A 26,916-nucleotide genomic window follows, 5' to 3' on the forward strand; every position below is an offset into this window, starting at 1 on the left:
TGGCTGCATAATCATTGATTTTAGTACTTAAATATAAGAAAAATCAATGTGTAAAACAAAAAAAAACTGCCCGAAATTACTTTTCGGACAGCCTCAATAGAATTAATATATATTGACAAATAATTATTTATTAATCAATTTTTCAAGCCTCACCATCATCTCATCTTTTTCTTTCAGCATACGCTCGTATAACTCAATTTTTTCATCATATAATTGAACAATTTTGTCAACAGGATTGAAAGAGGGTTGGTAGCTAAATCCAGAGGCGACAGCGTTATCCTTAAAATCTTGGAATGAATAAGTATTTGCAATTACATTCACCGCTTGTTATTCATCAAAATTCTAAATAGCTTCAACAGGAATTTTTAATGCATCAGAGATTTTATTAAGTATACACTAGTATTAAGTATTCCGATTTTTTTAGTTTCTAAAGTGTCTTTAAGGTCTGAATTCTAAAATTAACAATTGTGACAATCTTTTAATCCAGTGGCAAAACTATCCTGTCCTTAATTTTAGATGACCATTGAACCTGCCACATACGTCCATCAAGCTGATCAATCAAAATGAAATTATATATATTCGTTGTTGGATAAAGAAAGAATCTTCCATTTTTTTCTTCTTCGGCTGAAACACGAGGTGTTAAAAATAAAGGAGATTCAAATTTTCCTTTTCCCGCATCCCATTGCACCTGCCACATTTGCCCATTTCTTGTGTTTAACTTAATAAATGTCCCAATATTATAGGTTGAAAAAAGGCGATACACAATATCGTTATCAGGCGAAACGATAGGAGTTGTGGTTGTTTGATTTTGTGCAAAGACAGTCATTGCGGTCAAACTAATAATTAGAGAAAATAGCATTTTATTCATATCGTCATTTCTATTTATTCGATTATTATTTAGCTCCATGTTTTAAACTTACGTTACGCTCTTCATTAATCGCGAATACCATTCAGTATCTTAGCGAGGCCAGTAAGTACGGAGCCTATTATGTTTTGTAAAGATAAAATTTCTTAACAAACGTAAACATTTTTGATTATAAAAAAGCATAAGACAATTTTTGTCGTGGTGTTTTTACAATGCTTTAATTTATTTTATTTGCCTGAGAACTGTCACCGTTTGCTTTCCAAATTTCAATCGATTTACCTTCTCCTTTAGGAAAGATGAGTTTCAAAGACTTTTCAGGAATTAAAAATTGATTTTCGGCAATGGGGATTAGCTGGTATCTGTCTGAGTTGATCAGTACAAAAAGCTTATCATCCTCTTTTGTAATTATCAAAAAATTTCCTTCCCAGTCAAACTGACCTGTAAATTGCTTTAATGACTTAATATCAATTGAGACTGCATCATAGAATTCGGGACGGAAATAATCCCATTTATATTCCTCGGCTACTGCACGCTGGATACAATCAAATAGATCCTGAGTATTTTCACCATTGCTCATCACGATAACAGCCTGATCATTATCAACTGATCCAAATATAAAGGAAGTAAAGCCATGACTGTGTCCATTATGCCTGAATACGATATCATTTTTATAGGTCCAAAGTGAAAATGCAAGTTTATCTTTATCTTCTCCTTTGTTAAAAACGTTTTTGCTCATTTCCTCAGATAATAGGATGTGCGACTCTGTTTTATAGTCTTTTATTAAAGAAATAACGAATTTTCCCAGATCATCGGGTGTTGTCCAGATTGCGCCTGCCGCTCCAAACGGATATATTTTACGCGGGAACGGACGTAGATTTCCGGAATATCCAGTTGCTACCCTGTTTCTTAACTGCTCAGGAAGTGACTGCTGAAAAGTACTGTTTTTCATCCCGCACGCGTTAAACACAAGCTGATCTACAGCATTGGCAAAGGATTGGCCACTTGCATCTGCAATCAGTTCTCCAACAATTAAGTAACCGGTGTTAGAATATTTACGGGTCTTTCCTGGCTCATTAAAAAAACGAAGTCCCGGATCAACAGAGGGGTTTTTACCATTCAGCATCTGTTCAAAGGTTGGAATAGAGTCCTTTTCCATATATTCTGACCAAAGTTGTCGGTCCAGACCAGAAGTGTGTGACAGTAATCTTCTTAAGGTTACTTTTTGTGTTTTTGTAAACTCGTTTTCGGGCATCTTCCATTCGACCAGTTTTTCATTTATATTTTTATCTAAATCCAGTTTACCTTTTTCCACAAGATTTAAAGCAGCAACTGCTGCAACAGGTTTGGCCAGAGAGGCTCCCGCAAATACCGTGTTGACATTTACCTTTATTTTTTTTTCAATATCGGCATATCCATAATCTGCAGACCACGCCATTTTGCCCTTATCAATAAAAATAATTCTTAACCCGGGGATGTTGTCGCGCTTTAAAAAATCAGAGATTGACATTTTTTTAGTCTGTCCTTTAATGGAATAAATTGGAATCAGATTGTTTTCTATATTTTTAAAATGCTTAAGATCTGTTTCTTTTCCGGACACATTATTCTGGGCTTTTGCAGTCCAAAATAAAACACACAATATTAATGATGCTAAAAATCGAGTTTTCATAATTATATTTTTCCGTTAATGATGATTGAAGTTATTAATAAGACAGTTAAATACTGTTTTTGTTACATCAAAATGATTTATAAGTAGGTTCTAAGGTCAAAAAAAAATAAAACTCCGAAGTTATTTGATTTTGGAGTTTTACAATTTGGTTTGGATACCCTGTTAGGCAATATCATTAAGTTAAGTTTTTAAAAGTAAAATTATTGTAACTCAAACCCGTTTTTATCCGCGTCAAAATTAGACGCTGATTTGAGAGTTAGATTATAAGATCTTAAACAAGTTTGAATTTCTTAACTTTACATAATGAAACAGAAGATAATAAGAGAAGTTTCCAAGTTTAATAATGAACTGAAACTGCAGGGGTTTAAAGCATTCCAGATAGAAGATGATGGTGCTGAAACCAGAACTTACAGCAGAAAAGAATTCTATAAGATCTGCTTAACTACAGGGAAAAGTAAGATTCATTATTCGGATAAGACCTATGAGCAGGAGGGTACGATTCTCTTCTTTGGGAATCCACACATTCCATATTCCTGGGAAACAATCTCCACGACTTATATTGGTTACACTATTTTATTCTCGGAAGAGTTTTTTAAAAACTCCGAGCGTTCTGAAAGTCTGCAGCAATCGTCTTTTTTTAAAATTGGAGGAACACCTGTTTTGAAAATAACAGAAGAGCAAAGAGGCTTTCTTAATACTATTTTTCATAAAATGATTACGGAACAAGAAAGTGATTATCAATTTAAAGATGAATTGATTCGCAATTACATCAGCCTCATTATACACGAATCTCTAAAGATGGAACCTTCTGAAAATTTCGAACAAAATAAGAATGCATCTTCCAGATTGTCATCTGTGTTTTTGGAATTATTAGAAAGACAATTTCCAATTGAAACCACTTCGGATCCACTTCAATTAAGAACAGCACAACATTATGCACAACATTTGAATGTGCATGTCAATTACCTGAACAGGGCTGTAAAAGAAGTTACAGGAAAACCGACAACGACTCACATTGCCGAGCGGATTATTACAGAAGCCAAAGCGCTCTTGCTCCATACTGATTGGAGTGTTTCGGAAATCGGTTACGCACTTGGGTTTGATTATCCAACTTACTTCAATAATTACTTCAAAAAAAATACCGGCACTAATCCCTCTACATTTCGTTTGTCAGAAGTTTGAATTTCTTAATCTTTGGTTTGATAATCATTACCGCCTTGCTTAAAGGCGGTCTTACCTTTGTATTGATTATTTAATTCAAATATTATGTCAGATACAAACCCAATTTCCAATGCCGCACCATTTCAAAAAGATATTTTTGAGAGACTTTTAGCTGGTGAAACCATATTTCCCGACGATTCGCAAATAGGCAGATTGAGAGATGAAGCATTTGCTTTGAAAGCGCTGCTTAATCAGATGAATAATGCTGTAAATCCTGAAGAAATCACGCAGATACTAAGCAGAATTATAGATAAAGAAGTTCAGGATGTTTCCGTATTTACACCTCTTTATATCAATTACGGAAAACATATTACAATTGGTAAAAATGTATTTATCAATTTTGACTGTACCTTTTTAGCATTGGGTGGAATTATTATTGAAGACGATGTTTTAATTGGTCCTAAAGTCAGTCTTATTACCGAAAATCATCCATTAAATCCTGAGGAAAGAAAAGGACTAACAGGTAAACCAATTCTAATTAAAAAAAATGCATGGATTGGTGCCAATGCTACGATTTTATCCGGCGTAACAATTGGAGAAAATGCAGTTGTTGCAGCAGGAGCAGTCGTGTCTAAAGATGTTCCTGATAATACTGTCGTTGGTGGGATTCCTGCAAGATTCATTAAAAATATTCAACTTTAAAAGATATAATTATGAAACTGAAATTTTTATTGACAGTTATCGCTATTCTTTTTGCTTTTTCTTTTTGTAATGCGAGCTGCAAAAGTAACAATGAAAGAACACCTAGACAGAATAATAATAGTAAAATGAAAATTACAATTGGTACAGCAGTTTTTACAGCAACATTGTACAAAAAACCAAGTGCAGCTGCATTGAAACTAATGCTTCCCATTACCGTAGATATGACTGAACTGAATGGTAATGAAATCTATTGCGATTTACCTGGTCGGCTTCCAATAAATGCTTCAGTTGGAGGAGATATAAAAGTGGGTGATCTAATGCTTTACGGAAACAATGTACTGGTGCTTTTTTATAAAAGTTTCAACACTTCCTACAGTTATACAAAACTCGGATCTATAGACAATCCTGCAGGACTAGCTTCTGCATTGGGTGCCGGAAATGTAGTTGTGAAATTTGAAAATAATTAAAATCATTATGAAAAATATAAAATTGAAAACAATTCAGAATAAAATAAAAAAAACATTCGCCATCGCAATATTATTCCTGATATCAGGGCAATTATTGGCACAAAAAGAAAAATCAAATTCAGAAAAAATGGATACATCAAAAGAACATTATACATTCCGGCTTAGTGACAAAGTAACACGTCAAAAAGTGAACTTCAAAAACCGTTACGGAATTACATTAAGCGGCGATTTGTACCTTCCGAAAAATGCAGGAGACGAAAAATTGTTTGCATTAGCAATCAGCGGACCGTTTGGAGCTGTGAAACAACAATCATCTGGACTATATGCTAACCAAATGGCAGAACGTGGTTTTATAGCTTTGGCTTTTGACCCATCCTATACAGGTGAAAGTGAAGGGGAACCACGAAATTTAGCATCTCCGGAAATCAATACAGAAGATTTCAGTGCTGCGATTGATTTTTTAGGATTACAAAAAATGGTGGATAGAAATAAAATTGGAATCATAGGGATTTGTGGTTTTGGAGGTTTTGCTTTAAACGCAACAGCTATTGATAAACGAGTAAAAGCCGTTGCTGCGACAAGTTTATATGATATGACCAGAGTGATATCAAAAGGATACAATGATTCAGTAACATTAGAACAAAGAACCCAGACACTGGAAGCTTTGGGTGAGCAGCGTTGGAAAGATACTGCAAAAGGAAAACCGGCAGATGGTCCAAGAAATTTACCGGAAAAATTGAAAGGCGACGAACCACAATTCGTAAAAGAATATTTTGATTATTACAGAACTCCGCGTGGTTTTCAAGTTAATTCTGTAAATTCAAATGGAGCTTGGCTCTTAACCAATGCGATATCTTTTATGAATATGCCAATATTGGCTTATGTAAAAGAAATTTCGCCAAGACCAATACTTTTAATCGCAGGAGAAAGTGCGCACTCAAGATATTTTAGCGAAGATATTTTTAAAGTAGCAAATGAACCAAAAGAATTAATAATTATCCCAAATGCAGTTCACATTGATTTATATGACAAAGTAAATGTAATCCCTTTCGATAAGTTAAAAAGTTTCTTTAATGATAATTTGAAGTAATATATCCGATGGCGATTTGACACAAACTCAAACAGGGTGGATAAAGCAAATTGATAACCTCTAAAAGCCATTTTTGATTTTGGAGGTTTTTTTGCATTCAAAAAAAAAAAATTACGGGACAGATTTCTGCTTCCTTTAGTTCTCGTCTTGATTCAAACTAACTTTATTATTTGGGTGAAAAAAAGGCAACAATTGTCTTCAATTGGCATCTTTTGTCTGTGGTGACAAAAAACTATAATTATCTATTCGAAGTTTTACGAAATGAAGATAAAATAATTTTTGAAGCTCGTATAATTATTACAAAGACGATTGAAGATAAATAATATTAATTTTTTGTAAGCTGGTTTAATTTTTACTAACGACCAGTTTGGAAACATCTTACCCCAATTTGGAAACAGATCGTATGGCTTAGTTTATGGAAATTTGCAGTGTAATTTAAAATACTATAAAAATGCAAAAAACAATTTTCATTACAGGAGCTTCTTCAGGTTTAGGAAAAGCTGCTGCTAAATTATTTCAGTCAAAAGGATGGAATGTAATCGCTACTATGCGTAATCCGGAAAAAGAAACAGGACTCAATCAATTGCAAAATATTACAACTGGTTGCCCTTGATGTTACCAATCCTGAACAAATTCAAACCACAATAAATAAAATTAACGCTGTATATAATGTCGATGTTGTGTTTAATAATGCGGGGTACGGATTAATGGGCGCACTGGAAGCTTTTACCGATGAGCAGATCTTAAAACAGCTCAATACAAATCTTCTGGGTGTAATCCGGGTTACTAAGGCATTTATTCCTAATTTTAGAGAAAAGAAAAGCGGCTTGTTTATCAGCACAACTTCAATGGGTGGTTTTTTGGCATTTCCATTGCATTCTATTTATCATGCATCCAAATTTGCTGTTGAAGGATGGTATGAGGAAATGTCCTTTGAATTAGTAAGCAATTTAGCTAAGACTAAAAAGAGCTGTTTGCCGACAGCTCTTTTAAATATAAATAAATTTTAGAATGACTTTTTTAATTTTTATAGGTTTTACCTGTAAGTCAGTATTTTTGAAATTTGATTTCTTACTCGATCTTTTTTCAGATTTTTTGGTGCCATTTTAATAAATTAGAATTCATTTGAAATGGACAGCATTTAAATTTTTTATTCAAACACTCAGAAATGCAAAAAGTAGGTGTTTGAAGGACAAACACCTACTTTTTGCATTTAATTAAACTATTTTATGCTTTAACAGACGCTCGGTTTAACTCAGTGAGTGCATTGAAGATCATAAAAAACTTTGATACTTATTTTTTTTCAGCCTGAAAAAGATCATCTGAATTATCTGTAATAGGAATATATAATCGTTCCCAAACATCACTATCGACCATATCCCAGCTATGGCCTTTTCCTTTAATGTCTTCCGCGAGCAGCACTACACCAGGTTCTATTATAAAAGTACTTCCATCTGATACCTTAAATTTAATTTTACCTTTTACAGTTATTACATATTGTTTTCTTGGTGCTGGATGTGCATTTTTTTCCCACGCTTCGGTTTTATTACTGTACCAGAATGAAGCAGTATTCATATGCTTTAATGATGGTATAGAACCTTTTTCGAAGGAACAGGTGCCATCAGGATTATTGATAAGGCGGTAAGCAGGAATTTCCGACGCTTCTTCAAGAGCTTTTACCTGAACTTTTTTGTGATCTTGTGCATAATTGCTGTTTGCTGACATAAAGGCTACAGTTAGGATAAATCCTTTTAATAAGTTTTTCATTTTGATATTAAATTTAAAAGTAATAATTATTTTGTTATTGATTGATTGTATACAGAATCGTGAACCACCATTTTATTAAAGAATGGTTTGTATTTTGCCACCAGAGCAAGATGTCCGTCAAGCTTACCATACGTTTCTAAGTCTTCAAGAGAGTCAAATTCCATTGAGGCATTGTAGGTAAATGAATTGTCCATGACAGGTCTGGGAGTCGAGTTTGCAGGTCCGCCATAACGTACGTTTTTTACATAAGGCAGTTTTTTAAGCCCTTCAAAAAAGTTTTGAAACTCTTTTACCTGCGCCTCTGTAAGTTCTGGCTTAAGCCAAAATAGGAGGTAATGAAAATAAATTGTCTTAGGCTGAGGCTCTGTTTCATTTGTGTTATTTGCCAATACTTTTCCTCCTATAAGCGAAAGTGCTCCGGCACTCGCTGATGTGATAATAAAATTTCTTCGTTGCATACTATTTAGCTTTTAATTAAAATCGATTCTGTATTTCAAAACAAACTGCCATTTTCGGTCTGATACATCGGCTAGACCGGCATTGTTCAAAGTATAAATGGGACGGTTCTGAGCATCAACCGTAAGTCGTGATGACATGCCATTCATTAATAATGATACACCAGCATCATAAGTCAATGCTTTGTCGTGAAGACCGTCAAGATCTGAAAGCATCACACTTGCAGCCGGCTGCAGCTGCAGATTGTTTTTGTCTTTGTTGAAGTAGGGGAGTGTACCGCCAATTTGTACGTAATACGTATTACCGGTTCCTATCACAGGCGAATTATTTCCTGCACCATTAAGACTGCTTGCAGCTGTATTTACGCCGCTTGCAGGATTACTTACACCCGAGTAACGTACATAATTTGGACCATAATTATTATTCATAGCCATGGCGTAAGCACTAAAAGAGGTACCTCGGTCTTTGTTGATAGGCGTATCGTAGAAAAGGTCAACGGCAAAACTTTTTTCGTCATCATTGATGGTGCTTTTCGTTTGGTCTAAATGCCATAGTGCATTGTGCATGTATTCAAATCCTGTACCCAGTGCAAGTACTTTCTTTTTACCGCTGTAGGTTCCGGAGTGAAATGGTGAAGAATTGTTTTCTGATTCAAAGAATTCATATTTAAAATACCCTGAATAATCTTTATTAGGACTCGTTTTACTAAATGCGGCAACATTGTATTGCGGATCTGTACTTACATTAGTATACGGATCTGCGATTACCAAACGGTAATCTAATTTGCCTATTTGTCCTTTTGCATAAATACTTAATTCCCGAACTGTTTCATCAGATATTCCGGCATTTCCCGTAGCATAAGACGGTAGATCGTATAATAAAGTATTCAAAGGGCCGGTAGTAAATCTTGATAATCCTCTCCAGGTAGACCTACCTGCACCGGCAGCAATTATATCGCTGAATTTGTATTCTGCATAAGCATCCAGAAGCTCAAATGCAGGTGTTGTTTTAGAGGCAACATTTACGTTAGTTAAACCACCCTGCAATACAAAGGTAAAATTCTCAGTAGGCTGGTAAGCCATTTTTACCCTTACCCTTCTTAGTGATAAATCTGAAATACTATTGACCTGTTCACCATTTACCAAACTTCCGGGGTTAAGCTCTGCGTAACGCGCCCATATCTCTGCGTAACCGCTAAAGGAGATCGATCGTGTTTTTTCGTCGTTTAGATAATGTGTAAGTGTAGGGTTTCCAAAATCGTTCTTTTTTTGGGCACTTACCGTATTGATTGCCCCTGCAAGCAGAGAGAAACAGATCCCAATTTTTAAATAACTTGTTTTCATGTATCGTTAAAATTTACATTTTGTTTGGTAGTGATCACTACTTGTTTTTGACATGACAAAGGTAGATTCAGCATAGTCTTTGGGTTATTAGAAAAGTATTAGAAAGGCTATAGAATGTTATTAGAAAATTAGTTGATTTGATATTAAGTTGTTTAAATTCAAGCGTTTAAGTTTGTGGTTTACAGGGCTTGCAGTTAGTAGTCTTTTAGAAAAAGAAAATATTGTCGTAAATTTGATCTCGATTTTAAAATCAACGAATACAGATGAAGATATTGATAGTTGAAGATAACAGTCGGGTTTCTGCCCTTCTTAAACGAGGGCTCGAAAGTCAGGGTTATCAGGTATATATTGCAGAAGAAGCAGAGGAAGGTTTTGTACTTTTAGAAAAGATTGATTTTGAATTGATTATCACAGATATTATGCTGGGAATAATGGATGGGATAACGTTTTGTAAAAAAATACGTAATTCAGGAAAAAAAGTCCCAATAATCATGCTTACGGCACTCGGAACCATTGACGAAAAGATTGAAGGATTTGATGCGGGCGCGGATGATTATCTCGTTAAGCCTTTTGAAATACGTGAACTTTATGCAAGAGTTAAGGCTTTACTGCATCGCAAGCACGATTCAGGAAATACTTTAGAAGAAGCATCACAACTAATTTATAATGATCTTGTTATGGATAAACGGACCAAGGTTATCTATAGAGAAGGACAGACTATCAATCTTACTCCAAAAGAGTTCAATCTCCTGCATTTTATGATGCAAAATCCGGAAAGACTTCTCACGCGTGATGAAATAGCAGATAATGTCTGGGGCAATAATTTTGATACCGGAACCAACTACATCGACGTTTATATAGCCTATCTCAGAAAAAAAATCGACAAAGGTTTTGATCAAAAACTAATTCATACCAAAGTAGGGATGGGATTTATTTTAAGCAATAAAATATGAAATTAGTAACCCGTACCGCTCTTGCTTATGCTATTCTAACGGCTTTTATACTTTTTGTTTTTGCCTACAGCGTGTATTTTGTATCTGAAAAAAACAGAAAAGATGAATTTTTTGACCGGCTTGATTATAAAATCATCTGGCGCGCAGAGTTTATATTTGACGCCCAAATCAATAAAAACCTGATAAAGTTTTTGCACATTAAAAACAAGAAAGTGCTTAATGAGGCAGATATAAGCGTGTACGACAGCTACTTTCATCTTTATTTTTCAGATAATATGCCGCCGCTTGGTAATCAAAAGATATTAGAATCTATAAAAAAGAAGCAGTCTTTAAACTGGTCGGATGATAAATACCAATATCGAGGTGTTTTATATATAGATAATAATAGGGAATTTTATGTAATAGGCAGGGCGGTAGATATTTCTGGTCTCAATCATATCAATGCTTTCAAAGAGAACCTGCTTTATGTCTATTTTACCTCTATAATCCTGATCTTTATAATTGGTTTTGGGTTTTCTTACTATACCTTAAAACCTTTAAAAGATATTATTTTCCAAATTAGAGATATATCAGAGCATAATCTGAATAAACGCATCGTAGTACCAAAAGCAAAAGATGAACTTTATGAGCTCACTCAGACTTTTAATGCGACTTTTAACCGGTTAGAGAAATCCTTTAATAACCATCGAAATTTTGTAACCACAATATCGCACGAATTCCGTACACCTCTGTCTATTTTGATAGCAGAAATTGAACTTGGAAAAGAACTCAATCAAACTGTTGAGGACTACAAAATATCATTAGATAATGCTTTAGAAGAAGCAAATCATGTTTCTCAGCTTTCAACTGCCCTTCTTGATTTTGCACGTGCTAACTATGACAGGTCTCAAATAAAAATGTCGGATATCAGAATAGATGAAATCCTGGTTGATGCCAAGCTTAATCTTTTAAATAAGAAAGATGTCAAATACAAAATAAGCATAAGTTATAGCACCTTAGACTATACTGATGAGAATTTTTACAACTATTTCGGTAATCCATACTTGTTGCAATCAGCCTTTTCGAATATAATGGAAAATGGATGTAAATATTCTGCAGATCATTCCTGCCACGTAGACATTAGCGGTGCTGCAGATGAAATTGTCCTGACTTTTTCTGATAACGGAATTGGTATTCCTGAGGGAGATTTAGAACAGATCTATGATTTGTTTTACAGGGGAAAAAACAAAAGTTATGAAAACGGTTATGGCGTGGGGCTCTCTATTGTTAAACAAATTATTAACCTACATAACGGTTCAATCGATGTGAGTTCAACTGTTGGAAAAGGAACAAAATTTACAGTTACGCTTCCTATATAGTTATGATAACAAGAGTGACATTTATAGTTATCATGTTTCTACTTTTGAATTAATTTACTTTGAGCACTACTGTAATGTATCTCATTAAAGAAAGATTAACCAATTCGTTTTTAAAATCCATGATAATTGTTTACTTTGCTTTGAGAGATTCGACTAGGAATTGGTGACTTATAAAAATTGCTATAATTTATTGAGTTTATTTACCAGATAACTTATCATTTGTGCAATACTTTCAGCAGGAATAGAGAAATCATTTTCGATCCAATTTTTGATGACAGCAATACTTCCTTTTTCGCCAAATTGGTATACCATTTCAGTAAAAGGCTTTACTTCGGCAGTAAGTTCTATTTGATTTTCAACTGGAAAATTATTGCGAACACTTCTCAGGATCCGCGACAGAATTCCGCTTCCATCCGCTTTGGTAAACACAATTTTACTCATCTGCTTATCGCTTTCCAGTAACTGGCAGCTGAGCAGTATCACATCATCCATATTGGTGCTTGTACGCAAAACCGCTGAGAGTTTTTCAAAAACATCATCTTCTATTTCAAGCAGTATATCCAGCGGAATATTATAATGCCTATAAAATGTATTGCGGTTGACATCGGCTGTTTTACACAGTTCGGTTATGGTAATTTCGCTCAATTCCCTCTCGTGCAGCAAACTAAATAATGCCTCGCGCAATATTTTTTTAGTATACTGAACCCTTCTGTCTTTTCTTAAATCCATCACAAATTATTTTATATACGCTACAAAAGCATTAGTCTTTGTTCGCTAATGTACAGTTGCATCCTTTTTTGAAACAACAAATACATTCTTCTTTAATAGTTTTACGTAGTAATTAAAAAGAACACAACGTTAAATATTGAACATATTGTATAACAAATATAGCTTTTTCATCAAAATTTAAGCGGATTGAAAAGGACAATGTTAAATTTAAAAAAAATGGAAAATAAGATATCACGAAAAAAAATACTGCTGACCGGTGCATCTGGAACTGTAGGATTTGAAACCTTGCAGCATCTGGTTCAGCATACGGATTATGAAATAACGGTTTTTGATGTAAAAACCCAAAATTCGGTAAAAAAACTGGCTCCCTTTCGATCTCGGGTAGAGATTATGTATGGCGACATCAGCAATAGAGATGAAGTGCTAAAAGTTGCAAAAAATAAGGATGTAGCGATCCATTTGGCAGCAGTCATTCCACCTCTTGCAGATATAGATCCAGAGATGGCTTACAGTGTCAATGTGAAAGGGACCGAAAATCTTATTTACGCCTTAGAGAAGAATTCACCGGATTGTTATCTGATTTTTAGTTCCAGTATTTCAGTTTATGGTGACCGGATGAAGAATCCCCAGATAAGTAGCACTGATATTTTGCAGCCCAGTCCCGGTGATCAGTATGGAGAAACAAAGGTGTTGTGTGAGTCGTTGATTGTGAAATCCAAACTATCATGGAGTATTTTTCGTCTGGCTGCAATTATGGGGAACCATAAGATATCGAAATTGATGTTTCATATGCCGCTAGATACACCAATGGAAATCTGCACGCCAAAAGATACGGGAAGAGCTTTTGCTAAAGCAATTGAAAACCAAAAAAAACTAGAGAAGCAAATATTCAACTTAGGAGGGGGAGAGGATTGTGTTATTACTTATAGATCTTTTCTGGACAAAATGTTTGCTGAATTTGGCTTAGGCGAAGCTGATTTTCCTGAAAAGGCGTTTGCAGAGAAAAATTTTCACTGCGGGATTTTAAAAGATGGTGAAGATTTAGATAATATTCTAGGTTTTCGACAGCAAAATTTGAATGATTATTTCGAGATGGTACGCCAGAAAATTCATCCTCTCCAAAAAAAGATCACCTTTATATTTAAAAGTATTATAAAAAAATGGCTGCTCTCACAATCAGAACCCTATCAGGCGTTTAAAAAAGGGAGCGTTAAAAAAATGAATCACTTTTTTAACCAATTAGAGAAAGAGAAGTTAGAAAAGGTTCTATTGTAAATCCTAAATAATATTACTTATGATAATTAAAATGATAAGCTTGATAGTACTTTTAATAGTTAATTCAGCACTGTTTGCACAACATAATTTCAGCGTTGAAGTGTCAGGCATAGAACCCGGCAAAGGATCTGTTTTTTTTGGATTGTATGATAAAGAGAAAGGCTTTCTTGATAATGAGTCACAGATTGCCACCGCAAAAGTAAAAGCTACAGAAAATAAAGTGGTCTACACGTTCAAAAACCTACCGGATGGCGATTATGCTATTGCTGTTTATCAAGACTTGAATAATAACGGAAAATGTGATAGAAATATGATTGGTTATCCGATAGAAGGATTTGGATTTTCTAAAAATTATAAACCAAAACTCTCAGCACCTAATTTTGATGAAGTAAAAATTGCAATTAACCAGTATGCTAAAACCAGTATTGCATTGATTGTAAAATAGAAGACCGTTGCTTAGTTATGGGAATTACATATTGTTATACTCTGCTGCTCATGACTACATTAATATCTATACAGGCGAGCTTTAAATTTTCTTTTAGGAATTGCAAAGGGTGAGCCCCGTCGCATAAACGTAAGTTTTTAGTTACGTGATTAAGTGTAAAAAAAAGGCGCCAATTGTCTTCAATTGGCGCCTTCTGGTTTTTGTGACCCATAAAGGACAAATTACGCACCATTTTATGGAGGATTTGAAGAGATTGGCTTACTGGAAGTAGAGGCTGTCTTTTAGTGGCTTTATGAATTTGGTTTGGATGTACTGTTGGGGATTGAATAAAAAGGTAGCAAAGAAAAACAGAGAACTACTTTTTATTATAAAGCCCTCACTTTTTGCGACAAAATTGGATGTAAGTCCAAAGTCAATTTTTCATATAAAAGCACGTTAAATTAGGCATCCTAATCAACATAAAATTGTGATTAATAGACATGATTAGAGTGACTAGCAGTAGCCGTGCTTCGGTAATTATTTTCGCCATCGATGGGGAAGACTTTGAAGAAATAATTATCTTTGGGAAAATCAACTTCCAATGTGTTTACAATTTGATCCCGCCAGCTGACAAGCTGGTTGGATTCTTTAATGCACTACCACTTATAGAAAATCCAACAATTATAAACTTTTGCGCCTCGACGTCATAAAGAAAGTAGGATTTTAGTTCTCGCTTGTCATTTTCCCTCTATGTTTTTATCGATACGTAAGTTGCAAAATCAGTGTTGGAAAAACCAGTAAATCCTGCTTGTCGAAGCATTGTAACTAATTGTCCTCGATGATAATCGGCATGGTTATTTTGATGCAGTACTGTTTGAGCAAATTCCATGTGCCATTCTTCTTCCCGTACTTTGAAAGAAATTGTTTTGGGGTAATTTTCTACGGGATAATTCTCAATGAACTCTTTGTAATCGTCCATTGTTTTTTTCCAAATTTCAATTAGTTCATTTTTTGTGCCGGCAAATTCCGATGAAAGGTAGCAAGGGTTTGGTGTGTTTTTCCAAAAGTCAATCCAGACCTTTTTGGCGCTAACAATGTGCAGGGCCGTTTTTGCAACAGAATTAAAACTGCTTGCAATTTCTTTATCCCATTGCTGGTCGGTAATATGCTCAAGCCATTTGATAATAATGTTATCAACCCAATTGCTGTAATTAGTAATTTCTATAAGATACCTTCTATTCATTTTTTTGAGTTTAAAATTTAACGCAAAACTAGAAGGTATGCATAATAGACAGCTATTGCTAATCGTCCAAAAGCTGTTGTAGAACAGTCACATTTCTCTGCTGAAACTCTTTAGGGGTGATACCTTGCACACGTTTAAAGGACTGCGAAAAACTGGAATGACTCTCATATCCGACTTTGTAGAATACCTCACTTGGATTTTCATTTTGTAATAATAATAGTTCTGCCATCTTTATTTTTTGCAGCAAAAAATACTGGCTTGGTGCCAGATTGTAGATTTTAACAAATTTTCGCTTAAAAGTAGAAACACTTGTGTGGCACAGGAAAGCAAGTTATTCTATGGTGAGATTGTTGTTAATATTTAGTTCGACGGCTTTTCTGATTTCAAAATCAGAATATTCTTGTAGATTATTACTGTGGAATGAACAAATTTCATTGGGATATTTTCAAGAAGATGAAGCAGCAGTTCCTCGAATTTCAATTCCAGCATTTTATTGGAAAACATTGCAGGCTTGGCCTGAATAAGTTTAAGTGAAGAGATGAAATTTCTAATGAATGGATCTTTCACAAATACTACAAATGGTTTACTTAGCTGGTTAGGTCTGGGTGAAATTTTACTTATTACAGAAGCATATTTTACGAAAAAATTATTAAGTGCCGTGTTGTCAAAAAATAACATAGTGCTTTGATAATTGTTGTTTACCGGAAGTTTTTGGGTCATTAAACAATTGCCTGAAGAAAGAAGTGCAAATTGGTTATTGGTAATAGTTAATTTGCTGTCAGCATAGTACACAACTTTCTCGCCGTGCTCTAAAAACGAAACAAGATTTTGCGAAAGAAAAATTTTATTTCTCGGAGTTTCCTGATTTGAAATATAGTCGTATGTGCTAAATGTGTCCATTTTAAATTTCCATGTGCTTGCGTATTCTTCATGCCATTTTAAAATACAGAATGCAAGTTATTACAAAGTTTCTCCGTGTTATTACAAATCAGCATTATTGCCCTTTGATATCTTTTTGTTTTGTTATAAAATTGCAGTGAAATTACATATAACGGTTTTAAATCAAAACTTTTTTTATTAAAATTTAGTTATGCAATGAAATACAAAAATATATTACTTGTCAACGATATAAATGAGGATGCAGAGACTTTTGTATTAGTTCTGAATGCAATTAATAATAAAATTAGATCAACAGTCGAAAGTAGTGCACTTGAAGCTTTAAAAAAGTTACAACATTCAAAAATAACACCCGATATAATTTTCCTGGATTATAACATGCTGCATCTTGATGGAAGCGTATTTCTTAAATTGCTTCGCGATATTAAAGGTCTAAAAAGAATTCCAGTTGTACTTTATTCCCGAAATTCAGGACATATTATAAAGGAAGTATTGACCGAATTTAAACGAGTGCAGTTTTTGAAGAAGAGCGCAAATTACACAAAGCTTTTTAAGTCCCTGAAAAATATAATTTTGGCTGAAAAGGTTTAACTATTTATCAGATAATTTTTCCCGTTAAAAAAAGCGCCAATTGTTTACAAGTGGCGCCCAACGGCTTAGTTGAATCCGCGGATAAAATGCTCTTTTTTCGAGCATTTTTACGTTTTAGAATCAGACTGCTCATCAACAGGTTTTTGCTGTCTGTCCATCATTGCAGCAACGGTAGTATCTGGCAAAATATTGCTCATACCGATCATGGCCTTATTCTTAAAGCCCGAAATAATTTTATCCTCCCCGGACATCAGCGCGTCATACCCGTCCTTTGCCACATCGGCCGGATCGGCCAGTGAGGATTTGTCCTGCACTATTGCGCTTTGCAGCATGTCGGCCTTATTAAAAAAGTCGGTATTGGTCGCGCCGGGTAAAAGGGCAGTGACAGTAATATTATGTTCTTTCAGTTCATGCCTAATCGCTTCGGAAAAAGAGTAAACAAAAGCTTTAGTCGCGTGGTAAACCGACTGCCATGGTCCCGGGGTCTTGCTGGCTATGGAGGCTAGATTGAGTATTTTACCATAGTTGCGCGCTATCATCTGCTTTGCAAAATGTTTTGTCAATATCACCGTGGAGGCAATGTTCAGGTCAATAATTTCAAGTTCACGCTGAATCTCAGTATCTTTAAAAAGCCCGTAAACCCCCTGTCCTGCATTATTGACAAGCACGTCAACTGTTATATTCCTTGACTGGACTTCCGCGCATAGGGCAAAGGCATCTTCTCTGTTAAACAGGTCTTTTGCAATGGCAATTACATCTACATTGTGTTTGCTCAGCTCGGCAGCTTTGTTTTTTAATTCATCTTCGTGCCTTGCCACAATAACAAGGTTATATCCATCGCTGGCAAAAAGCTTAGCAAGCTCGTAACCGATCCCTTCGGTTGCTCCGGTAATCAGCGCATAATTTTTAGTATCTCCCATGATATTTTTTATTAAAAGTTAATTATTTTATCGAGTCAGTAATTCATTATTTAGTCTGCAATTTTTTTCTAACTTTTTGATCGCAAATAATTTAGTGATTCATAATAAAGCAAATTCGCATTAGAATCCGTTTTTTGGTTTAATATAAATTTAATGGGATTGGTAAAATTTATTTTACAACATTTTAATTAGGATTTACAAAATTTGACTAAGATGGTTTCTAGAAGCCGGAGTTGTGTGTAAATGGTTGATTTGTAAGGATATATTTTTTAGGAGCTTTTCCCACTATACGTTCCAATCTTTTGTGCCGAACCCCGGCGCAAAAGAATTTCCACTGCTATCGGGGCTATTGGGCATCGGGTCCAATTTTATATTTTAGGTAAATGTAAATTTTAACGCCATTGTTGTATTTCTAATTTACAGCAGTGCAAAAAATAAATCAAACATAACTTTAGGTGTAGGCTTTTGAACCTGTAAATGAAATAGTGCCGAAGAGGTGGATAGCAGCTACAGGATAATTTTTCTGCTTCTTGAAATTTAATAATTTCATCTGTCAAAAAATTATAATTATAGATTATCAGAAGATTTCTCTTTCTCAAAATTAGTAGTGAAACGTAAGAAATAACACGTTTCAAAAATGCAAAATGGATGATGGCTATGTTTATATAATTCCCATACCTTGTTATATAATTTTCATAACATCCATAATTAGTGAAGTGTGCTTTACTTATTGTGATTTTAATAACCTACATTTATTTCAAAATTATAACAATTAAAAAGATGCAGGAAGGTACAGTGAAATTCTACAATGAAGAAAAAGGTTTTGGATTTATAACACCGAAAAACGGCGGGAGTGAAATATTTGTCCACGCCACTGGTCTATCGGAGAGTATCCGTGAGAACGATGAAGTTCGCTATGATATCGCTGAGGGTAAAAAAGGCCCTAATGCGGTAAACGTCGTAGTGGCTTAATTTTCAAAAGAAAATGTAAAAGCACCTGTCTTTTGAGAGGTGCTTTTTTTTTGATATCAATTTTATTATAGGATGCTGCAGGAAATTTTCAGGCAATTTTCTTTTCGGGCTGCTGAAAATTTTCCATCTGCGATTTTAGTACATCTTTATATTTTGACAGACCAATACCCACTATAGGCACAGCCAGTGATCCTATTGCAGCTGCAGCCTGCACATTGCCTTTTTTGTTCAGATAGGAAGATACAAGTAATGTTCCCACTGCGCCCAGTAGTATCAGTTCACCTGGTACATCGGCAATTTTGCTTTCTATCAATGTTCTGATTTCTTCAAGGTTTTCCTGAGTGATTAAATTTTCCATAAATGCTTTATTTAGTGAATTGACGTTTTTTTTTTGTAATTTAAAATTACGCGTAAATAAGGCGCCTTGATTTACAGAATTGAAAATCCGGATTATATAATTAACAGCAGAGTGCCTGCAAGTAACTTCCTCTTCGTTTGATCCGGACCGCCGCCAGTTTCATGTTTCCAGGCGCCTGGTTTGGCATCGTGTCTCAATAAATTTGTTTAATTTGGCCTCTGCATTGTAAGGGTTTAAAAAATTAAAACATGATCTATCAAGAATTCCAGCCAGATATACGCCTAATTGATTTAGTCAAATGCTACTGGTGGTTTGATCATTCCGGTGCAGAGCATCATCACTATACCATTCTGCCTGACGGCTGTTTTGACCTTCTTGTTCACTTTAAAAATGGCGCTTTGAATGAAGTTTCACTCACCGGACTCTGGACAAAACAGGTAGAGGTAACCATAGATTCCAATACTCAAATTTTTGGAGTACGCTTTAAGCTGCTGGCCGTTGATAATATTTTCAGGCACAGTATAGCATCCGTCTGTGACAGCGAGCTAAAACTCGAAAATGATTACTGGCAGGTGCAGCGCAACAATTTTAGCGAGCTTCATTCCACAGTTGGTTTTTTTAATAATACAATGATCCGAATTTTAGAGCGCAGTAAAGCATTTGACGAAAAGAAACAGAAACTCTTTAGCCTTTTATACCAGAGCAACGGTGGACTTACCATTGAAGATTATTCACAGCAGGTCTTCTGGTCGGCCCGGCAGATTAACCGCTATTTCTCGCAGCGTTTCGGACTGTCCTTAAAGGTATATTGCAATATTTTAAAATGCGCTGCGTCTTATCCAAATCTGCAGCAGGGAAGACTTTATCCGGAGGAAAATTATTTTGACCAGTCCCATTTTATCAAGGCGCTAAAAAAACATACTGGTAGCAGTCCAGGTGAGCTTTCGTCTGACAAAAACGACCGATTTTTACAATTGCATACCCTGAAGGATAAGTAATTTTGCGCATATAATTTAAAAAAGCACAAGAAATGAAATTCAGCAGTATAAGGATTTTGGTAAATGACTTCGACCAAATGTATGATTATTACAATGAAGTTTTGGGGCTGGAATGTTCATGGGGCAAGCCCGGAGAGAACTTTGCCAGTTTCAATATTGGAATTGCCTCGGGTATCTCCATATTTAAGGCTGAGCTTATGGCTATGGCGGTAGATGATTTTCAGCCGGCGAAAGACACAGCGGCAGAGGATAAAACTGCGATTATCCTACAGGTGGAGAGTGTGGATGAAAGTTTCACGGAATTAAAGTCGCGAGGTGTAGCGTTCATTAATGAACCCAAGAATATCGCTGTCTGGGGAATCAGGACCGTACACTTCAGGGATCCTGAAAACAATTTGTTTGAGTTATATTCCGACCTGTGAAAGGAGCAGCTAAAATATACAAATTTAAAAAATTCAGGTGGGCTGAAGTACAGCAAAAAGCGGTCAGGGTGCCGCTTTTTGCTCCTGGATTTTTACCTTATTTAAGCACAAAACCGGCTTCTTTAAGCGTTTCGGCCACCTTCATCACGATCTCTGAACGGTGTTTTCCGTCGGTGACCGTAAGGTCTGTCTTTACCCAGTAACGGATAATAATCTGTATAGTGCTGCCTGTAATGCCCGATACAACAGCGGAGTTGGAGTATCCCTTTTCGGCGACCTCGCTGTCCGCTTTCATAACCTCGGTTATAAGGCTGAGCGCCTTTCTGTAATCCGATCCGTATTCTATTCCAATGGTAAAGTCCTGCAGCAGAAATCCGCCGCTGTTATAGTTGATCAGCGTGTTTTTGATCAGCAGTGCATTTGGAATATAAATATTCTTACTGTCACTTTTAATCTGCGTGTCGCGAAGGTTCAAGGCGACCACTTTTCCTTTTACGGCGTTGCTTTCAATTATGTCCCCCACAGAAAACGGCCTTTTAAAGGCCAGCAGTATACCTGCCAGGAAATTTTCCCCGATATCTTTGAGTGCAAAACCAATAATAAAGGCCGATATTCCCGCGCCGGCAAGTACGCTTTGTGCAACACCGGTAAGACCAATTACACGGAACATAAAAAGAAATCCGATCACGATCAGTACTGCCTTGATTAGATTGGCTATAAATGTTGCCAGAAGCGGATCATGCATTCTGCGTTTTAACCTTGTGTCTGCAAAGATTCTCACCCGTGAGGCAATGAACCAGGAGATTAATACCACTACGACTGCCAGTAGCAGTTTAGGGGTAATGTCCACGATACTTTGGTAGTATCCTTCTATATGCTGTGCGATATCATGCAGAAATTCTTCCATAATACGTATTTTATAAATTAAGGTCCAGTGAAGGACTGATTCATTATTTTTTGGAGTTGTACCTGATGGGCTGAACGGACTAACTTATTAGGTATTACCCGTAGCTAGCCAATTAAATGATCTGCAGATGCGGACGGATCTGCATAGTTACAATATCGCATCTTTTTGGCTGTGACAGGCAAAATAAAGTACTCATTGCAATATCGTAAGCCTCCAGCATTTCCAGTTTTTCTACTTTCTCGTGCTGCACTTCTTTGGGGTCGGTCTGCATGTCGCTGGTTACCGCGCCGGGTTCAATCAGGGAAACTTTTATTCCAAGCGGATTTAATTCTTTACGCAAGGATGTGCTAAAACCTCTAATCGCTGTTTTAGTTGCCACATAAATAGTACTTTCCGCAGTACGGCTTTCTGCGCTCATTGATCCAATATTGATAATATGTCCCGATTTTTGCTCTTTCATTCTTGATGCGGCTTGCTGAGCGAAGGCTAGATAACCTGTAATATTTGTATCAATAACATACTTGTAATCTTCATACGTTTCCTTGGTGAGTCCGGGCGCTGCGAGCGCTGCGTTGTTTATTAAAATATCAATTCCGCCCAACTCATTATCTACTATATCAAAGATTTTATCAATGTCTTCTTTTTTGGTTACATCTGCCGGGGTGCCATACACTTCGCTGCCCGGAAATTGTTGTTTGATATCGGCAACGGCATTATCGAAATCTTCCTGATCTCTTCCAAAAATAAGAACGCGCCCGCCAAGAGATACTAATACATCGGCAATTGCTTTTCCTATTCCGGTTGTTCCGCCCGTGATTACAATTCGTCTTCCATTGATGTTTTGTCCAAAGTAATTTGTTAATTTTTCCATTATGTGTTTTTATTTATTAGTAAATATTACCATTCAATCTTAATTAAAGCCTGACCTGAAATCTCATATTCATGCAGTTTTGCACTTTGGTGAAAGGCCTTTAGTAGCTCCTTATTCTGAAATACTTTCATTTTAATACTTCGATCGCCTAATTTTATAATTTTTAAATTGCAGGACATATCTTTATCCCCGTCAAGGTGTATAGTGACAGATTTTCCCCTTTTGGTAAATTGATTAGGATAATCTATAAAAATTAAAAAGTCTTTATCGGCTTTGATGTATTGTCTTGGCACTACACCAAATGCCATTCCGGCGCCGTAAACTTCCTGACCAACCTGACCGCTTTTCTCCCAGCCGTTGTATAAATCCTCTAACGGAACCCACAAATCAGCCTGTATTTCTCCGGTTTTCACTTCTTCCGAGAGCATTTCTTTAGGCAGCATTGTGGGATAATAGTAGGCAATTCTGCTGACGGCAAATTTTATGAATTCGGGAATCAGCGTTTTTAACGCTGGTAAAATAGCGACGTCCTTTGCCTGAACGAAATATTCCGATAACGCGGCATAGACTTCTAATTCTTCATAAGCCGCAGTATACGGAGCATCATTTAGTGGAAAGATGGAAAAGAAATTCGTGTAATTTTTTCCAAAGCCATATCTGCAGTCGTAAAGCTGTACATTTTTAAATAACCCGCTAAGGCAGGTATAACTTAAATCCAGATACAGTTTTTTATTGGTAATTTTATACAATTCTAATAATGCTCCCGCCGAAAAAGCGGTATTATTGGCCTGATATAAAATATTGATTCCCAGATCTTCCAGTTTTTTTGCAGCTTTTTCCGCCTCGTTTAAATAGCGTTTTTCTTTGGTCAGCTTATAAACCAATAACATTAAATGAGCGTAGGAACCCGGAACATCATTTTCTCCTCCTTCGCCCGGAGCGGTTTCTGCTTTGATTATTTCCAGGGTTTCCATATTATAAAATACCGGCCATGAATATTTAAAATGGTGCGCCACTTTTATGACATAATCAATGGAATCTAAAAGGAGTTTCTCTGCTGTTTTGTCGCCCTGCAAAGCCAGTCTTGCCAAATTCATCAACGGATGATGCAGGTACCAGGAGTCCATCACCATTTCTTTTTTTTGTTCTTCGGACTGGTCAAGTTTCTCAACAAGTGCGGGAAGCCATCTGTTTATGCATTTAATTTTTGGATCATAAAAAGCGGGCAGCCCTTTAATTAAATCTTCACAAAGCGGCTGTTTTTCGCCGCTCCATTTTTCATATTCCTTAAATGGAGTGAGTACGGCAAGCTGAACCATACTCTCGGCAGGGGTTTCATAATCGCACAAATAGGCATTCAGGTACGGACTTCCGTTATTTTGTGTCCATGCACCTTTGTTATAGGTTAAGTCTGTAATGACTTTCTGCGCAATATCAGGCCAGTGATTATATTCAATTCTGGGCTGCTCCAGTACCTTGTATATTTTTACAAGATTATTTAAGAAATTTTCGCAGATAGCCGATGTCTGCTCAAATATTTCGGTTGTAAACACTACATAAGCATCTGATATTGTAAAGGCTTTATCTGCAGGAAGGGGCAGTTTATCTGTAGCTGGAAGCTGAAATCCAATTTCGGGCCAGCTTCCCCCAACGGTACTTTTTGATTCTGTTTGGGTCACTTCGCAATATTCTGATAGGGACGTAAGGTTTTGAAAATAAAAAAAGGACCCCGTTTGCGGTTTTGTAATGCTTGCAAATAGTAATCCTGATCGGGAACCGAACTGCTCCATATGGATTTTGCCGCTGGTATTTTCTACACTTCCGTTTTGTGTAAGCGGAAGTATATCCCGGGGCCAAAACGGAATCATTAACGGGATGTTTGCCTTAAAGCTGGTTGTATAATGCAGCAAAGGCGAAGTTTCATCGGGAAAAGTAACACGAAGTTCATAACTTCCAAGTTTGGAATTTAAAATAATGACGATACTGTCTTGATCATCAAAAATATTGGACACTTCAAAACAGCCGTTCATTGCAAATGCGGCGCGAAACGCTATTTTTCCGTTATTGGGCATAAGGGCGACAATCCAGAGAGAATCGCCTGTATTATAAAATTGATACGTATAATCAAGAATTTTTCTTTCTAAAAGTATGTCACTATTTTCAATATCTGCCTGAGCAGGTGCGCTCCATGGTGTTCTCGTATGCATAATGATAAGTTTTAGTTTATAAAAATGTGGTATGTACTGCCTAATGGATTATAGGATCTTCATAATGACAAATTTCAATAAAACAGACGTATTTTGTCTTATATAATTTTTCCGTGTTTTTATAAATTTTTCTTTTTTCAGTTAATGCTGGCCATCTTAAAATACTGTAAAGATCCGCGGAAAAACTGTAAGGAATTATAAGACAGCGTACTGTAATTTTGATTTATAACCTTTAAAAATATCATTATGAAAACTGCGATAAAAAAAACAGCTGATACAAAAAGTAAAACGGGAACTGCTGCTGCCAAACCAACAGCGTCCAAAACAGCTCCAAAAGGGACGGTGAAGGCAAAACCTTCTGCTGCTGAAGGACTTCGAGAATTATTTGTAGATTCGCTAAAAGATATCTACTGGGCTGAAAAAGCACTGGTTAAGGCACTTCCAAAAATGGCCAAAAATGCAACGTCTGAAAATCTTATTACTGCTATTAATGAGCATCTTTCAGTAACCCAGGAGCAGGTAGCCAGACTTGAAGAAGTTTTTAAATCGGTAGGAGAGAAGGCTGCTGCCAAAAAATGCGACGCGATGGAAGGACTTATAAAAGAGGGCGAGAGTATTATGGAGGAGACTGAAGCGGGACCTGTAAGAGATGCCGGAATTATTGCGGCCTCACAAAAAATTGAGCATTATGAAATTGCTACCTACGGGACACTGGCAGCCTTTGCTACAACCCTGGGCGAGGATGACGCCGTACTGCTTCTTGAGAAAACGCTGGCTGAAGAAAAACAGGCTGATGTTACGCTAACAGAAGCTGCTTATAATACGATCAACTTCGACGCAAAAGAAGAGGATCAGGAATAATTTCAAATTGCAATTCCAAGATTAGATTTGATTTTTAAGAAACCTGTATCATTTTTTAATGGTGCAGGTTTTTTTTGATAAATCAAGAGTGCTCAATTGTGTTTTATTTGTAAGAAATTGAAATTATCCTGTAAAATTAATGGCCTAAATTATAGTTACTTAGCTGTCTATTAATTTTAAAAAAGACCATCATGAAAGCAGCAGTTATTCACGGACCTGGTTCGGTTAAATACGATACGGTAGAGGATCCAAAAATCAATGCACAGGACGATATTATTTTGAAAGTTACTTCCACGGCCATCTGCGGATCGGACCTGCACATCTATTCAGGCGCAATGCCGACATCACCAATGGTTCTTGGCCATGAATTTATGGGAATTGTAGAGGAAACAGGATCGGCTGTTACCCATCTTAAAAGAGGTGACCGTGTGGTTGTTCCGTTTCCGGTCGCTTGCGGGAATTGTTTTTTCTGCAATCATGACGTTCCGGGAAACTGCGAGCACAGTAATCCCGAGCATTATGGCCCGGAGGGCGGAATCCTGACCGAAAAAGGAGGAGCGCTTTTTGGGTATACGGATCTTTATGGAGGATATGACGGCGGGCAGGCGCAGTATGTACGGGTTCCTTATGCCAATTACGGACCGCGCGTGGTTCCGGATAACCTAACCGATGAGCAGGTGCTTTTCCTTACCGATATCTTTCCGACCGGATATACAGGAGTGGACTGGGGAGAAGTGAAAGGGGGAGAGACCGTTGCTATTTTCGGATCGGGCCCTGTCGGGATTATGGCAGCCAAAAGTGCCTGGCTAAGGGGAGCTGCGCAGGTAATTATCGTGGACACGCTGCAGTACCGTCTGGACAAGGCGAGGGTTTCTACAGGATCTACTACTATTTTATGGGAAGATCCCAAAGACGTTGTAGAGCATATCAGATCCCTTACCAATGGGCGCGGCGCGGATGTATGTATTGATGCTGTCGGCTTTGAGCCCGAAAGAAGCCTGGCTGACAAAATTAAAGCGACCGTCAATTTTGAAAAAGGCTCTATTAAAGTGCTTGAAGCCTGCATGAGCGCGGTGAGAAGAAGCGGTATTGTTTCGGTTCTCGGGGTATATCCCGTGAATTACGATAATTTTCCGCTTGGACAGTTTTTTGACAAAGGGATAATACTCAAAGGCGGGCAGGCGCCGGCGCATAAACATATCGATAAACTCCTGGAATATGTAGTGCAGGGAAAAGTGCAGCTCGATGATATCATTACCCACAGGCTTCCGTTATCTGAGATTTCGCATGCCTATAATATTTTTAATAAAAAAGAGGATGGCTGCGTTAAGGTAGTGCTTGATCCCTGGAAATAAACATCGATTATAAACATTCATTAAAAAAAAATCTGCACCTGGTGCAGATTTTTTTATA

The 26,916-nt window shown here is 36.5% G+C and carries 28 protein-coding genes and 2 pseudogenes; 15 read left to right on the forward strand and 15 right to left on the reverse strand.

Going from position 1 to position 26,916, the window contains the following annotated elements; translation table 11 throughout:
* Positions 1–123 precede the first annotated feature (123 nt).
* The 3 genes and pseudogenes from ACQKCJ_RS18905 to ACQKCJ_RS18915 all read right to left on the reverse strand — a co-directional run.
* Positions 124–393, reverse strand: a pseudogene (locus ACQKCJ_RS18905) (XRE family transcriptional regulator); the annotation flags it as partial.
* Positions 394–478: 85 nt separating this feature from the next.
* Positions 479–907: a hypothetical protein gene (locus ACQKCJ_RS18910; protein WP_427402672.1), complete on the reverse strand. Its 429-nt coding sequence runs from the start codon at positions 905–907 to the stop codon at positions 479–481.
* Between the two features lie 175 nt (positions 908–1,082).
* Positions 1,083–2,531: a serine hydrolase domain-containing protein gene (locus ACQKCJ_RS18915; RefSeq protein WP_271336574.1), complete on the reverse strand. Its 1,449-nt coding sequence runs from the start codon at positions 2,529–2,531 to the stop codon at positions 1,083–1,085.
* A 303-nt stretch (positions 2,532–2,834) separates the two neighbouring features.
* On the opposite strand from ACQKCJ_RS18915, the gene ACQKCJ_RS18920 reads away from it, so the two are divergent.
* From ACQKCJ_RS18920 to ACQKCJ_RS18940, 5 genes and pseudogenes are all read left to right on the forward strand, one after another.
* Positions 2,835–3,713 (forward strand): helix-turn-helix domain-containing protein, encoded by an 879-nt coding sequence (locus tag ACQKCJ_RS18920; RefSeq protein ID WP_271336575.1) that lies wholly within the window; start codon positions 2,835–2,837, stop codon positions 3,711–3,713.
* 84 nt (positions 3,714–3,797) lie between these two features.
* The gene (locus ACQKCJ_RS18925; protein WP_427402673.1) at positions 3,798–4,394 is read left to right on the forward strand and encodes a DapH/DapD/GlmU-related protein; all 597 of its coding nucleotides are present in this window, start codon (positions 3,798–3,800) and stop codon (positions 4,392–4,394) included.
* An 11-nt stretch (positions 4,395–4,405) separates the two neighbouring features.
* Positions 4,406–4,861 (forward strand): cyclophilin-like fold protein, encoded by a 456-nt coding sequence (locus ACQKCJ_RS18930; RefSeq protein ID WP_427402674.1) that lies wholly within the window; start codon positions 4,406–4,408, stop codon positions 4,859–4,861.
* A gap of 7 nt (positions 4,862–4,868) precedes the next feature.
* A complete protein-coding gene (locus ACQKCJ_RS18935; protein ID WP_427402675.1) occupies positions 4,869–5,951 on the forward strand; it encodes an alpha/beta hydrolase in 1,083 nt (360 codons plus the stop codon).
* A 451-nt stretch (positions 5,952–6,402) separates the two neighbouring features.
* Positions 6,403–6,892, forward strand: a pseudogene (locus ACQKCJ_RS18940) (SDR family NAD(P)-dependent oxidoreductase); the annotation flags it as partial.
* 352 nt (positions 6,893–7,244) lie between these two features.
* On the opposite strand, the gene ACQKCJ_RS18945 reads toward ACQKCJ_RS18940, so the two are convergent.
* The 3 genes from ACQKCJ_RS18945 to ACQKCJ_RS18955 are packed head-to-tail and all read right to left on the reverse strand — an operon-like array spanning position 7,245 to position 9,517.
* A complete protein-coding gene (locus tag ACQKCJ_RS18945) occupies positions 7,245–7,718 on the reverse strand; it encodes a hypothetical protein (RefSeq protein WP_271336579.1) in 474 nt (157 codons plus the stop codon).
* Positions 7,719–7,744: 26 nt separating this feature from the next.
* Positions 7,745–8,176: a Dabb family protein gene (locus ACQKCJ_RS18950; RefSeq protein ID WP_427402676.1), complete on the reverse strand. Its 432-nt coding sequence runs from the start codon at positions 8,174–8,176 to the stop codon at positions 7,745–7,747.
* A gap of 12 nt (positions 8,177–8,188) precedes the next feature.
* On the reverse strand, positions 8,189–9,517 hold the full coding sequence (locus tag ACQKCJ_RS18955) for a hypothetical protein (RefSeq protein ID WP_271336581.1): 1,329 nt from the start codon (positions 9,515–9,517) through the stop codon (positions 8,189–8,191).
* A 263-nt stretch (positions 9,518–9,780) separates the two neighbouring features.
* Between ACQKCJ_RS18955 and ACQKCJ_RS18960 the strand changes: the two genes are divergently transcribed.
* The gene (locus ACQKCJ_RS18960; protein ID WP_427402677.1) at positions 9,781–10,470 is read left to right on the forward strand and encodes a response regulator transcription factor; all 690 of its coding nucleotides are present in this window, start codon (positions 9,781–9,783) and stop codon (positions 10,468–10,470) included.
* A complete protein-coding gene (locus ACQKCJ_RS18965; protein WP_427402678.1) occupies positions 10,467–11,828 on the forward strand; it encodes a HAMP domain-containing sensor histidine kinase in 1,362 nt (453 codons plus the stop codon). Before ACQKCJ_RS18960 ends, ACQKCJ_RS18965 begins: the two co-directional genes overlap by 4 nt.
* Positions 11,829–12,008: 180 nt before the next feature.
* Here ACQKCJ_RS18965 and ACQKCJ_RS18970 read toward each other — a convergent pair whose 3' ends face one another.
* On the reverse strand, positions 12,009–12,557 hold the full coding sequence (locus tag ACQKCJ_RS18970) for a TetR/AcrR family transcriptional regulator (RefSeq protein WP_427402679.1): 549 nt from the start codon (positions 12,555–12,557) through the stop codon (positions 12,009–12,011).
* A 216-nt stretch (positions 12,558–12,773) separates the two neighbouring features.
* On the opposite strand from ACQKCJ_RS18970, the gene ACQKCJ_RS18975 reads away from it, so the two are divergent.
* Complete coding sequence (locus ACQKCJ_RS18975; RefSeq protein WP_271336584.1) at positions 12,774–13,832, forward strand: NAD-dependent epimerase/dehydratase family protein; 1,059 nt, start codon at positions 12,774–12,776, stop codon at positions 13,830–13,832.
* A 40-nt stretch (positions 13,833–13,872) separates the two neighbouring features.
* The gene (locus ACQKCJ_RS18980) at positions 13,873–14,277 is read left to right on the forward strand and encodes a DUF2141 domain-containing protein (protein WP_427402680.1); all 405 of its coding nucleotides are present in this window, start codon (positions 13,873–13,875) and stop codon (positions 14,275–14,277) included.
* A 727-nt stretch (positions 14,278–15,004) separates the two neighbouring features.
* On the opposite strand, the gene ACQKCJ_RS18985 is transcribed toward ACQKCJ_RS18980, so the two are convergent.
* From ACQKCJ_RS18985 to ACQKCJ_RS18995, 3 genes are read right to left on the reverse strand one after another with little or no spacing between them, the layout of a single operon-like run.
* A complete protein-coding gene (locus ACQKCJ_RS18985; protein ID WP_427402681.1) occupies positions 15,005–15,499 on the reverse strand; it encodes a DinB family protein in 495 nt (164 codons plus the stop codon).
* 58 nt (positions 15,500–15,557) lie between these two features.
* Positions 15,558–15,821, reverse strand: a complete 264-nt coding sequence (locus tag ACQKCJ_RS18990) for a helix-turn-helix domain-containing protein (protein WP_395432432.1) — start codon at positions 15,819–15,821, stop codon at positions 15,558–15,560.
* Between the two features lie 38 nt (positions 15,822–15,859).
* On the reverse strand, positions 15,860–16,399 hold the full coding sequence (locus ACQKCJ_RS18995; RefSeq protein WP_427402682.1) for a hypothetical protein: 540 nt from the start codon (positions 16,397–16,399) through the stop codon (positions 15,860–15,862).
* Between the two features lie 195 nt (positions 16,400–16,594).
* On the opposite strand from ACQKCJ_RS18995, the gene ACQKCJ_RS19000 reads away from it, so the two are divergent.
* The gene (locus ACQKCJ_RS19000) at positions 16,595–16,987 is read left to right on the forward strand and encodes a response regulator (RefSeq protein WP_395432400.1); all 393 of its coding nucleotides are present in this window, start codon (positions 16,595–16,597) and stop codon (positions 16,985–16,987) included.
* Between the two features lie 107 nt (positions 16,988–17,094).
* Here the strand turns inward: ACQKCJ_RS19000 and ACQKCJ_RS19005 are convergent, their stop codons facing one another.
* The gene (locus tag ACQKCJ_RS19005) at positions 17,095–17,907 is read right to left on the reverse strand and encodes an SDR family NAD(P)-dependent oxidoreductase (protein WP_395432401.1); all 813 of its coding nucleotides are present in this window, start codon (positions 17,905–17,907) and stop codon (positions 17,095–17,097) included.
* Positions 17,908–18,687: 780 nt separating this feature from the next.
* On the opposite strand from ACQKCJ_RS19005, the gene ACQKCJ_RS19010 reads away from it, so the two are divergent.
* Positions 18,688–18,879: a cold-shock protein gene (locus ACQKCJ_RS19010; RefSeq protein ID WP_395432402.1), complete on the forward strand. Its 192-nt coding sequence runs from the start codon at positions 18,688–18,690 to the stop codon at positions 18,877–18,879.
* An 88-nt stretch (positions 18,880–18,967) separates the two neighbouring features.
* On the opposite strand, the gene ACQKCJ_RS19015 is transcribed toward ACQKCJ_RS19010, so the two are convergent.
* Entirely contained in the window at positions 18,968–19,237 is a 270-nt protein-coding gene (locus tag ACQKCJ_RS19015; RefSeq protein WP_395432403.1) for a hypothetical protein, read from the reverse strand.
* A 248-nt stretch (positions 19,238–19,485) separates the two neighbouring features.
* On the opposite strand from ACQKCJ_RS19015, the gene ACQKCJ_RS19020 reads away from it, so the two are divergent.
* Both ACQKCJ_RS19020 and ACQKCJ_RS19025 read left to right on the forward strand, forming a co-directional pair.
* Positions 19,486–20,235, forward strand: coding sequence for a DUF6597 domain-containing transcriptional factor (locus ACQKCJ_RS19020; protein ID WP_427402683.1), 750 nt, complete (start codon positions 19,486–19,488; stop codon positions 20,233–20,235).
* 32 nt (positions 20,236–20,267) lie between these two features.
* A complete protein-coding gene (locus ACQKCJ_RS19025; protein ID WP_395432404.1) occupies positions 20,268–20,657 on the forward strand; it encodes a VOC family protein in 390 nt (129 codons plus the stop codon).
* Positions 20,658–20,754: 97 nt separating this feature from the next.
* Here ACQKCJ_RS19025 and ACQKCJ_RS19030 read toward each other — a convergent pair whose 3' ends face one another.
* The 3 genes from ACQKCJ_RS19030 to ACQKCJ_RS19040 all read right to left on the reverse strand — a co-directional run bounded on the left by ACQKCJ_RS19030 (position 20,755) and on the right by ACQKCJ_RS19040 (position 24,642).
* On the reverse strand, positions 20,755–21,564 hold the full coding sequence (locus ACQKCJ_RS19030; RefSeq protein ID WP_427402684.1) for a mechanosensitive ion channel family protein: 810 nt from the start codon (positions 21,562–21,564) through the stop codon (positions 20,755–20,757).
* A gap of 112 nt (positions 21,565–21,676) precedes the next feature.
* Positions 21,677–22,435, reverse strand: coding sequence for an SDR family oxidoreductase (locus ACQKCJ_RS19035; protein WP_395432406.1), 759 nt, complete (start codon positions 22,433–22,435; stop codon positions 21,677–21,679).
* 26 nt (positions 22,436–22,461) lie between these two features.
* A complete protein-coding gene (locus ACQKCJ_RS19040) occupies positions 22,462–24,642 on the reverse strand; it encodes a hypothetical protein (RefSeq protein WP_427402685.1) in 2,181 nt (726 codons plus the stop codon).
* Between the two features lie 246 nt (positions 24,643–24,888).
* Here ACQKCJ_RS19040 and ACQKCJ_RS19045 point away from each other — a divergent pair, with 246 nt between their 5' ends.
* Together ACQKCJ_RS19045 and ACQKCJ_RS19050 are read left to right on the forward strand one after the other, a co-directional pair.
* On the forward strand, positions 24,889–25,503 hold the full coding sequence (locus ACQKCJ_RS19045; RefSeq protein ID WP_427402686.1) for a ferritin-like domain-containing protein: 615 nt from the start codon (positions 24,889–24,891) through the stop codon (positions 25,501–25,503).
* 191 nt (positions 25,504–25,694) lie between these two features.
* Positions 25,695–26,858 carry a zinc-dependent alcohol dehydrogenase gene (locus ACQKCJ_RS19050; RefSeq protein WP_427402687.1) on the forward strand — a complete coding sequence of 388 codons (1,164 nt, stop codon included), beginning with the start codon at positions 25,695–25,697 and terminating at the stop codon, positions 26,856–26,858.
* Positions 26,859–26,916: the final 58 nt, after the last annotated feature.

It is taken from the genome of Flavobacterium sp. NPDC079362, from assembly GCF_050267765.1.
In the GTDB taxonomy this organism is placed as follows: domain Bacteria; phylum Bacteroidota; class Bacteroidia; order Flavobacteriales; family Flavobacteriaceae; genus Flavobacterium; species Flavobacterium azizsancarii.

Excerpts from the sequence above, each read along its gene's own strand:
- ACQKCJ_RS18910 (WP_427402672.1), bottom strand. The coding sequence starts at position 907 with ATGGAGCTAAATAATAATCGAATAAATAGAAATGACGATATGAATAAA.
- ACQKCJ_RS18935 (WP_427402675.1), top strand. The coding sequence starts at position 4,869 with ATGAAAAATATAAAATTGAAAACAATTCAGAATAAAATAAAAAAAACA.
- ACQKCJ_RS19000 (WP_395432400.1), top strand. The coding sequence starts at position 16,595 with ATGAAATACAAAAATATATTACTTGTCAACGATATAAATGAGGATGCA.
- ACQKCJ_RS18985 (WP_427402681.1), bottom strand. The coding sequence starts at position 15,499 with ATGAATAGAAGGTATCTTATAGAAATTACTAATTACAGCAATTGGGTT.
- ACQKCJ_RS18920 (WP_271336575.1), top strand. The coding sequence starts at position 2,835 with ATGAAACAGAAGATAATAAGAGAAGTTTCCAAGTTTAATAATGAACTG.
- ACQKCJ_RS18930 (WP_427402674.1), top strand. The coding sequence starts at position 4,406 with ATGAAACTGAAATTTTTATTGACAGTTATCGCTATTCTTTTTGCTTTT.
- ACQKCJ_RS18965 (WP_427402678.1), top strand. The coding sequence starts at position 10,467 with ATGAAATTAGTAACCCGTACCGCTCTTGCTTATGCTATTCTAACGGCT.
- ACQKCJ_RS18945 (WP_271336579.1), bottom strand. The coding sequence starts at position 7,718 with ATGAAAAACTTATTAAAAGGATTTATCCTAACTGTAGCCTTTATGTCA.
- ACQKCJ_RS19020 (WP_427402683.1), top strand. The coding sequence starts at position 19,486 with ATGATCTATCAAGAATTCCAGCCAGATATACGCCTAATTGATTTAGTC.
- ACQKCJ_RS18970 (WP_427402679.1), bottom strand. The coding sequence starts at position 12,557 with ATGGATTTAAGAAAAGACAGAAGGGTTCAGTATACTAAAAAAATATTG.
- ACQKCJ_RS19035 (WP_395432406.1), bottom strand. The coding sequence starts at position 22,435 with ATGGAAAAATTAACAAATTACTTTGGACAAAACATCAATGGAAGACGA.
- ACQKCJ_RS18925 (WP_427402673.1), top strand. The coding sequence starts at position 3,798 with ATGTCAGATACAAACCCAATTTCCAATGCCGCACCATTTCAAAAAGAT.
- ACQKCJ_RS18915 (WP_271336574.1), bottom strand. The coding sequence starts at position 2,531 with ATGAAAACTCGATTTTTAGCATCATTAATATTGTGTGTTTTATTTTGG.
- ACQKCJ_RS18955 (WP_271336581.1), bottom strand. The coding sequence starts at position 9,517 with ATGAAAACAAGTTATTTAAAAATTGGGATCTGTTTCTCTCTGCTTGCA.
- ACQKCJ_RS19025 (WP_395432404.1), top strand. The coding sequence starts at position 20,268 with ATGAAATTCAGCAGTATAAGGATTTTGGTAAATGACTTCGACCAAATG.
- ACQKCJ_RS18995 (WP_427402682.1), bottom strand. The coding sequence starts at position 16,399 with ATGGACACATTTAGCACATACGACTATATTTCAAATCAGGAAACTCCG.
- ACQKCJ_RS19030 (WP_427402684.1), bottom strand. The coding sequence starts at position 21,564 with ATGGAAGAATTTCTGCATGATATCGCACAGCATATAGAAGGATACTAC.
- ACQKCJ_RS19040 (WP_427402685.1), bottom strand. The coding sequence starts at position 24,642 with ATGCATACGAGAACACCATGGAGCGCACCTGCTCAGGCAGATATTGAA.
- ACQKCJ_RS18960 (WP_427402677.1), top strand. The coding sequence starts at position 9,781 with ATGAAGATATTGATAGTTGAAGATAACAGTCGGGTTTCTGCCCTTCTT.
- ACQKCJ_RS19010 (WP_395432402.1), top strand. The coding sequence starts at position 18,688 with ATGCAGGAAGGTACAGTGAAATTCTACAATGAAGAAAAAGGTTTTGGA.
- ACQKCJ_RS19045 (WP_427402686.1), top strand. The coding sequence starts at position 24,889 with ATGAAAACTGCGATAAAAAAAACAGCTGATACAAAAAGTAAAACGGGA.
- ACQKCJ_RS19050 (WP_427402687.1), top strand. The coding sequence starts at position 25,695 with ATGAAAGCAGCAGTTATTCACGGACCTGGTTCGGTTAAATACGATACG.
- ACQKCJ_RS19015 (WP_395432403.1), bottom strand. The coding sequence starts at position 19,237 with ATGGAAAATTTAATCACTCAGGAAAACCTTGAAGAAATCAGAACATTG.
- ACQKCJ_RS18975 (WP_271336584.1), top strand. The coding sequence starts at position 12,774 with ATGGAAAATAAGATATCACGAAAAAAAATACTGCTGACCGGTGCATCT.
- ACQKCJ_RS18950 (WP_427402676.1), bottom strand. The coding sequence starts at position 8,176 with ATGCAACGAAGAAATTTTATTATCACATCAGCGAGTGCCGGAGCACTT.
- ACQKCJ_RS19005 (WP_395432401.1), bottom strand. The coding sequence starts at position 17,907 with ATGGGAGATACTAAAAATTATGCGCTGATTACCGGAGCAACCGAAGGG.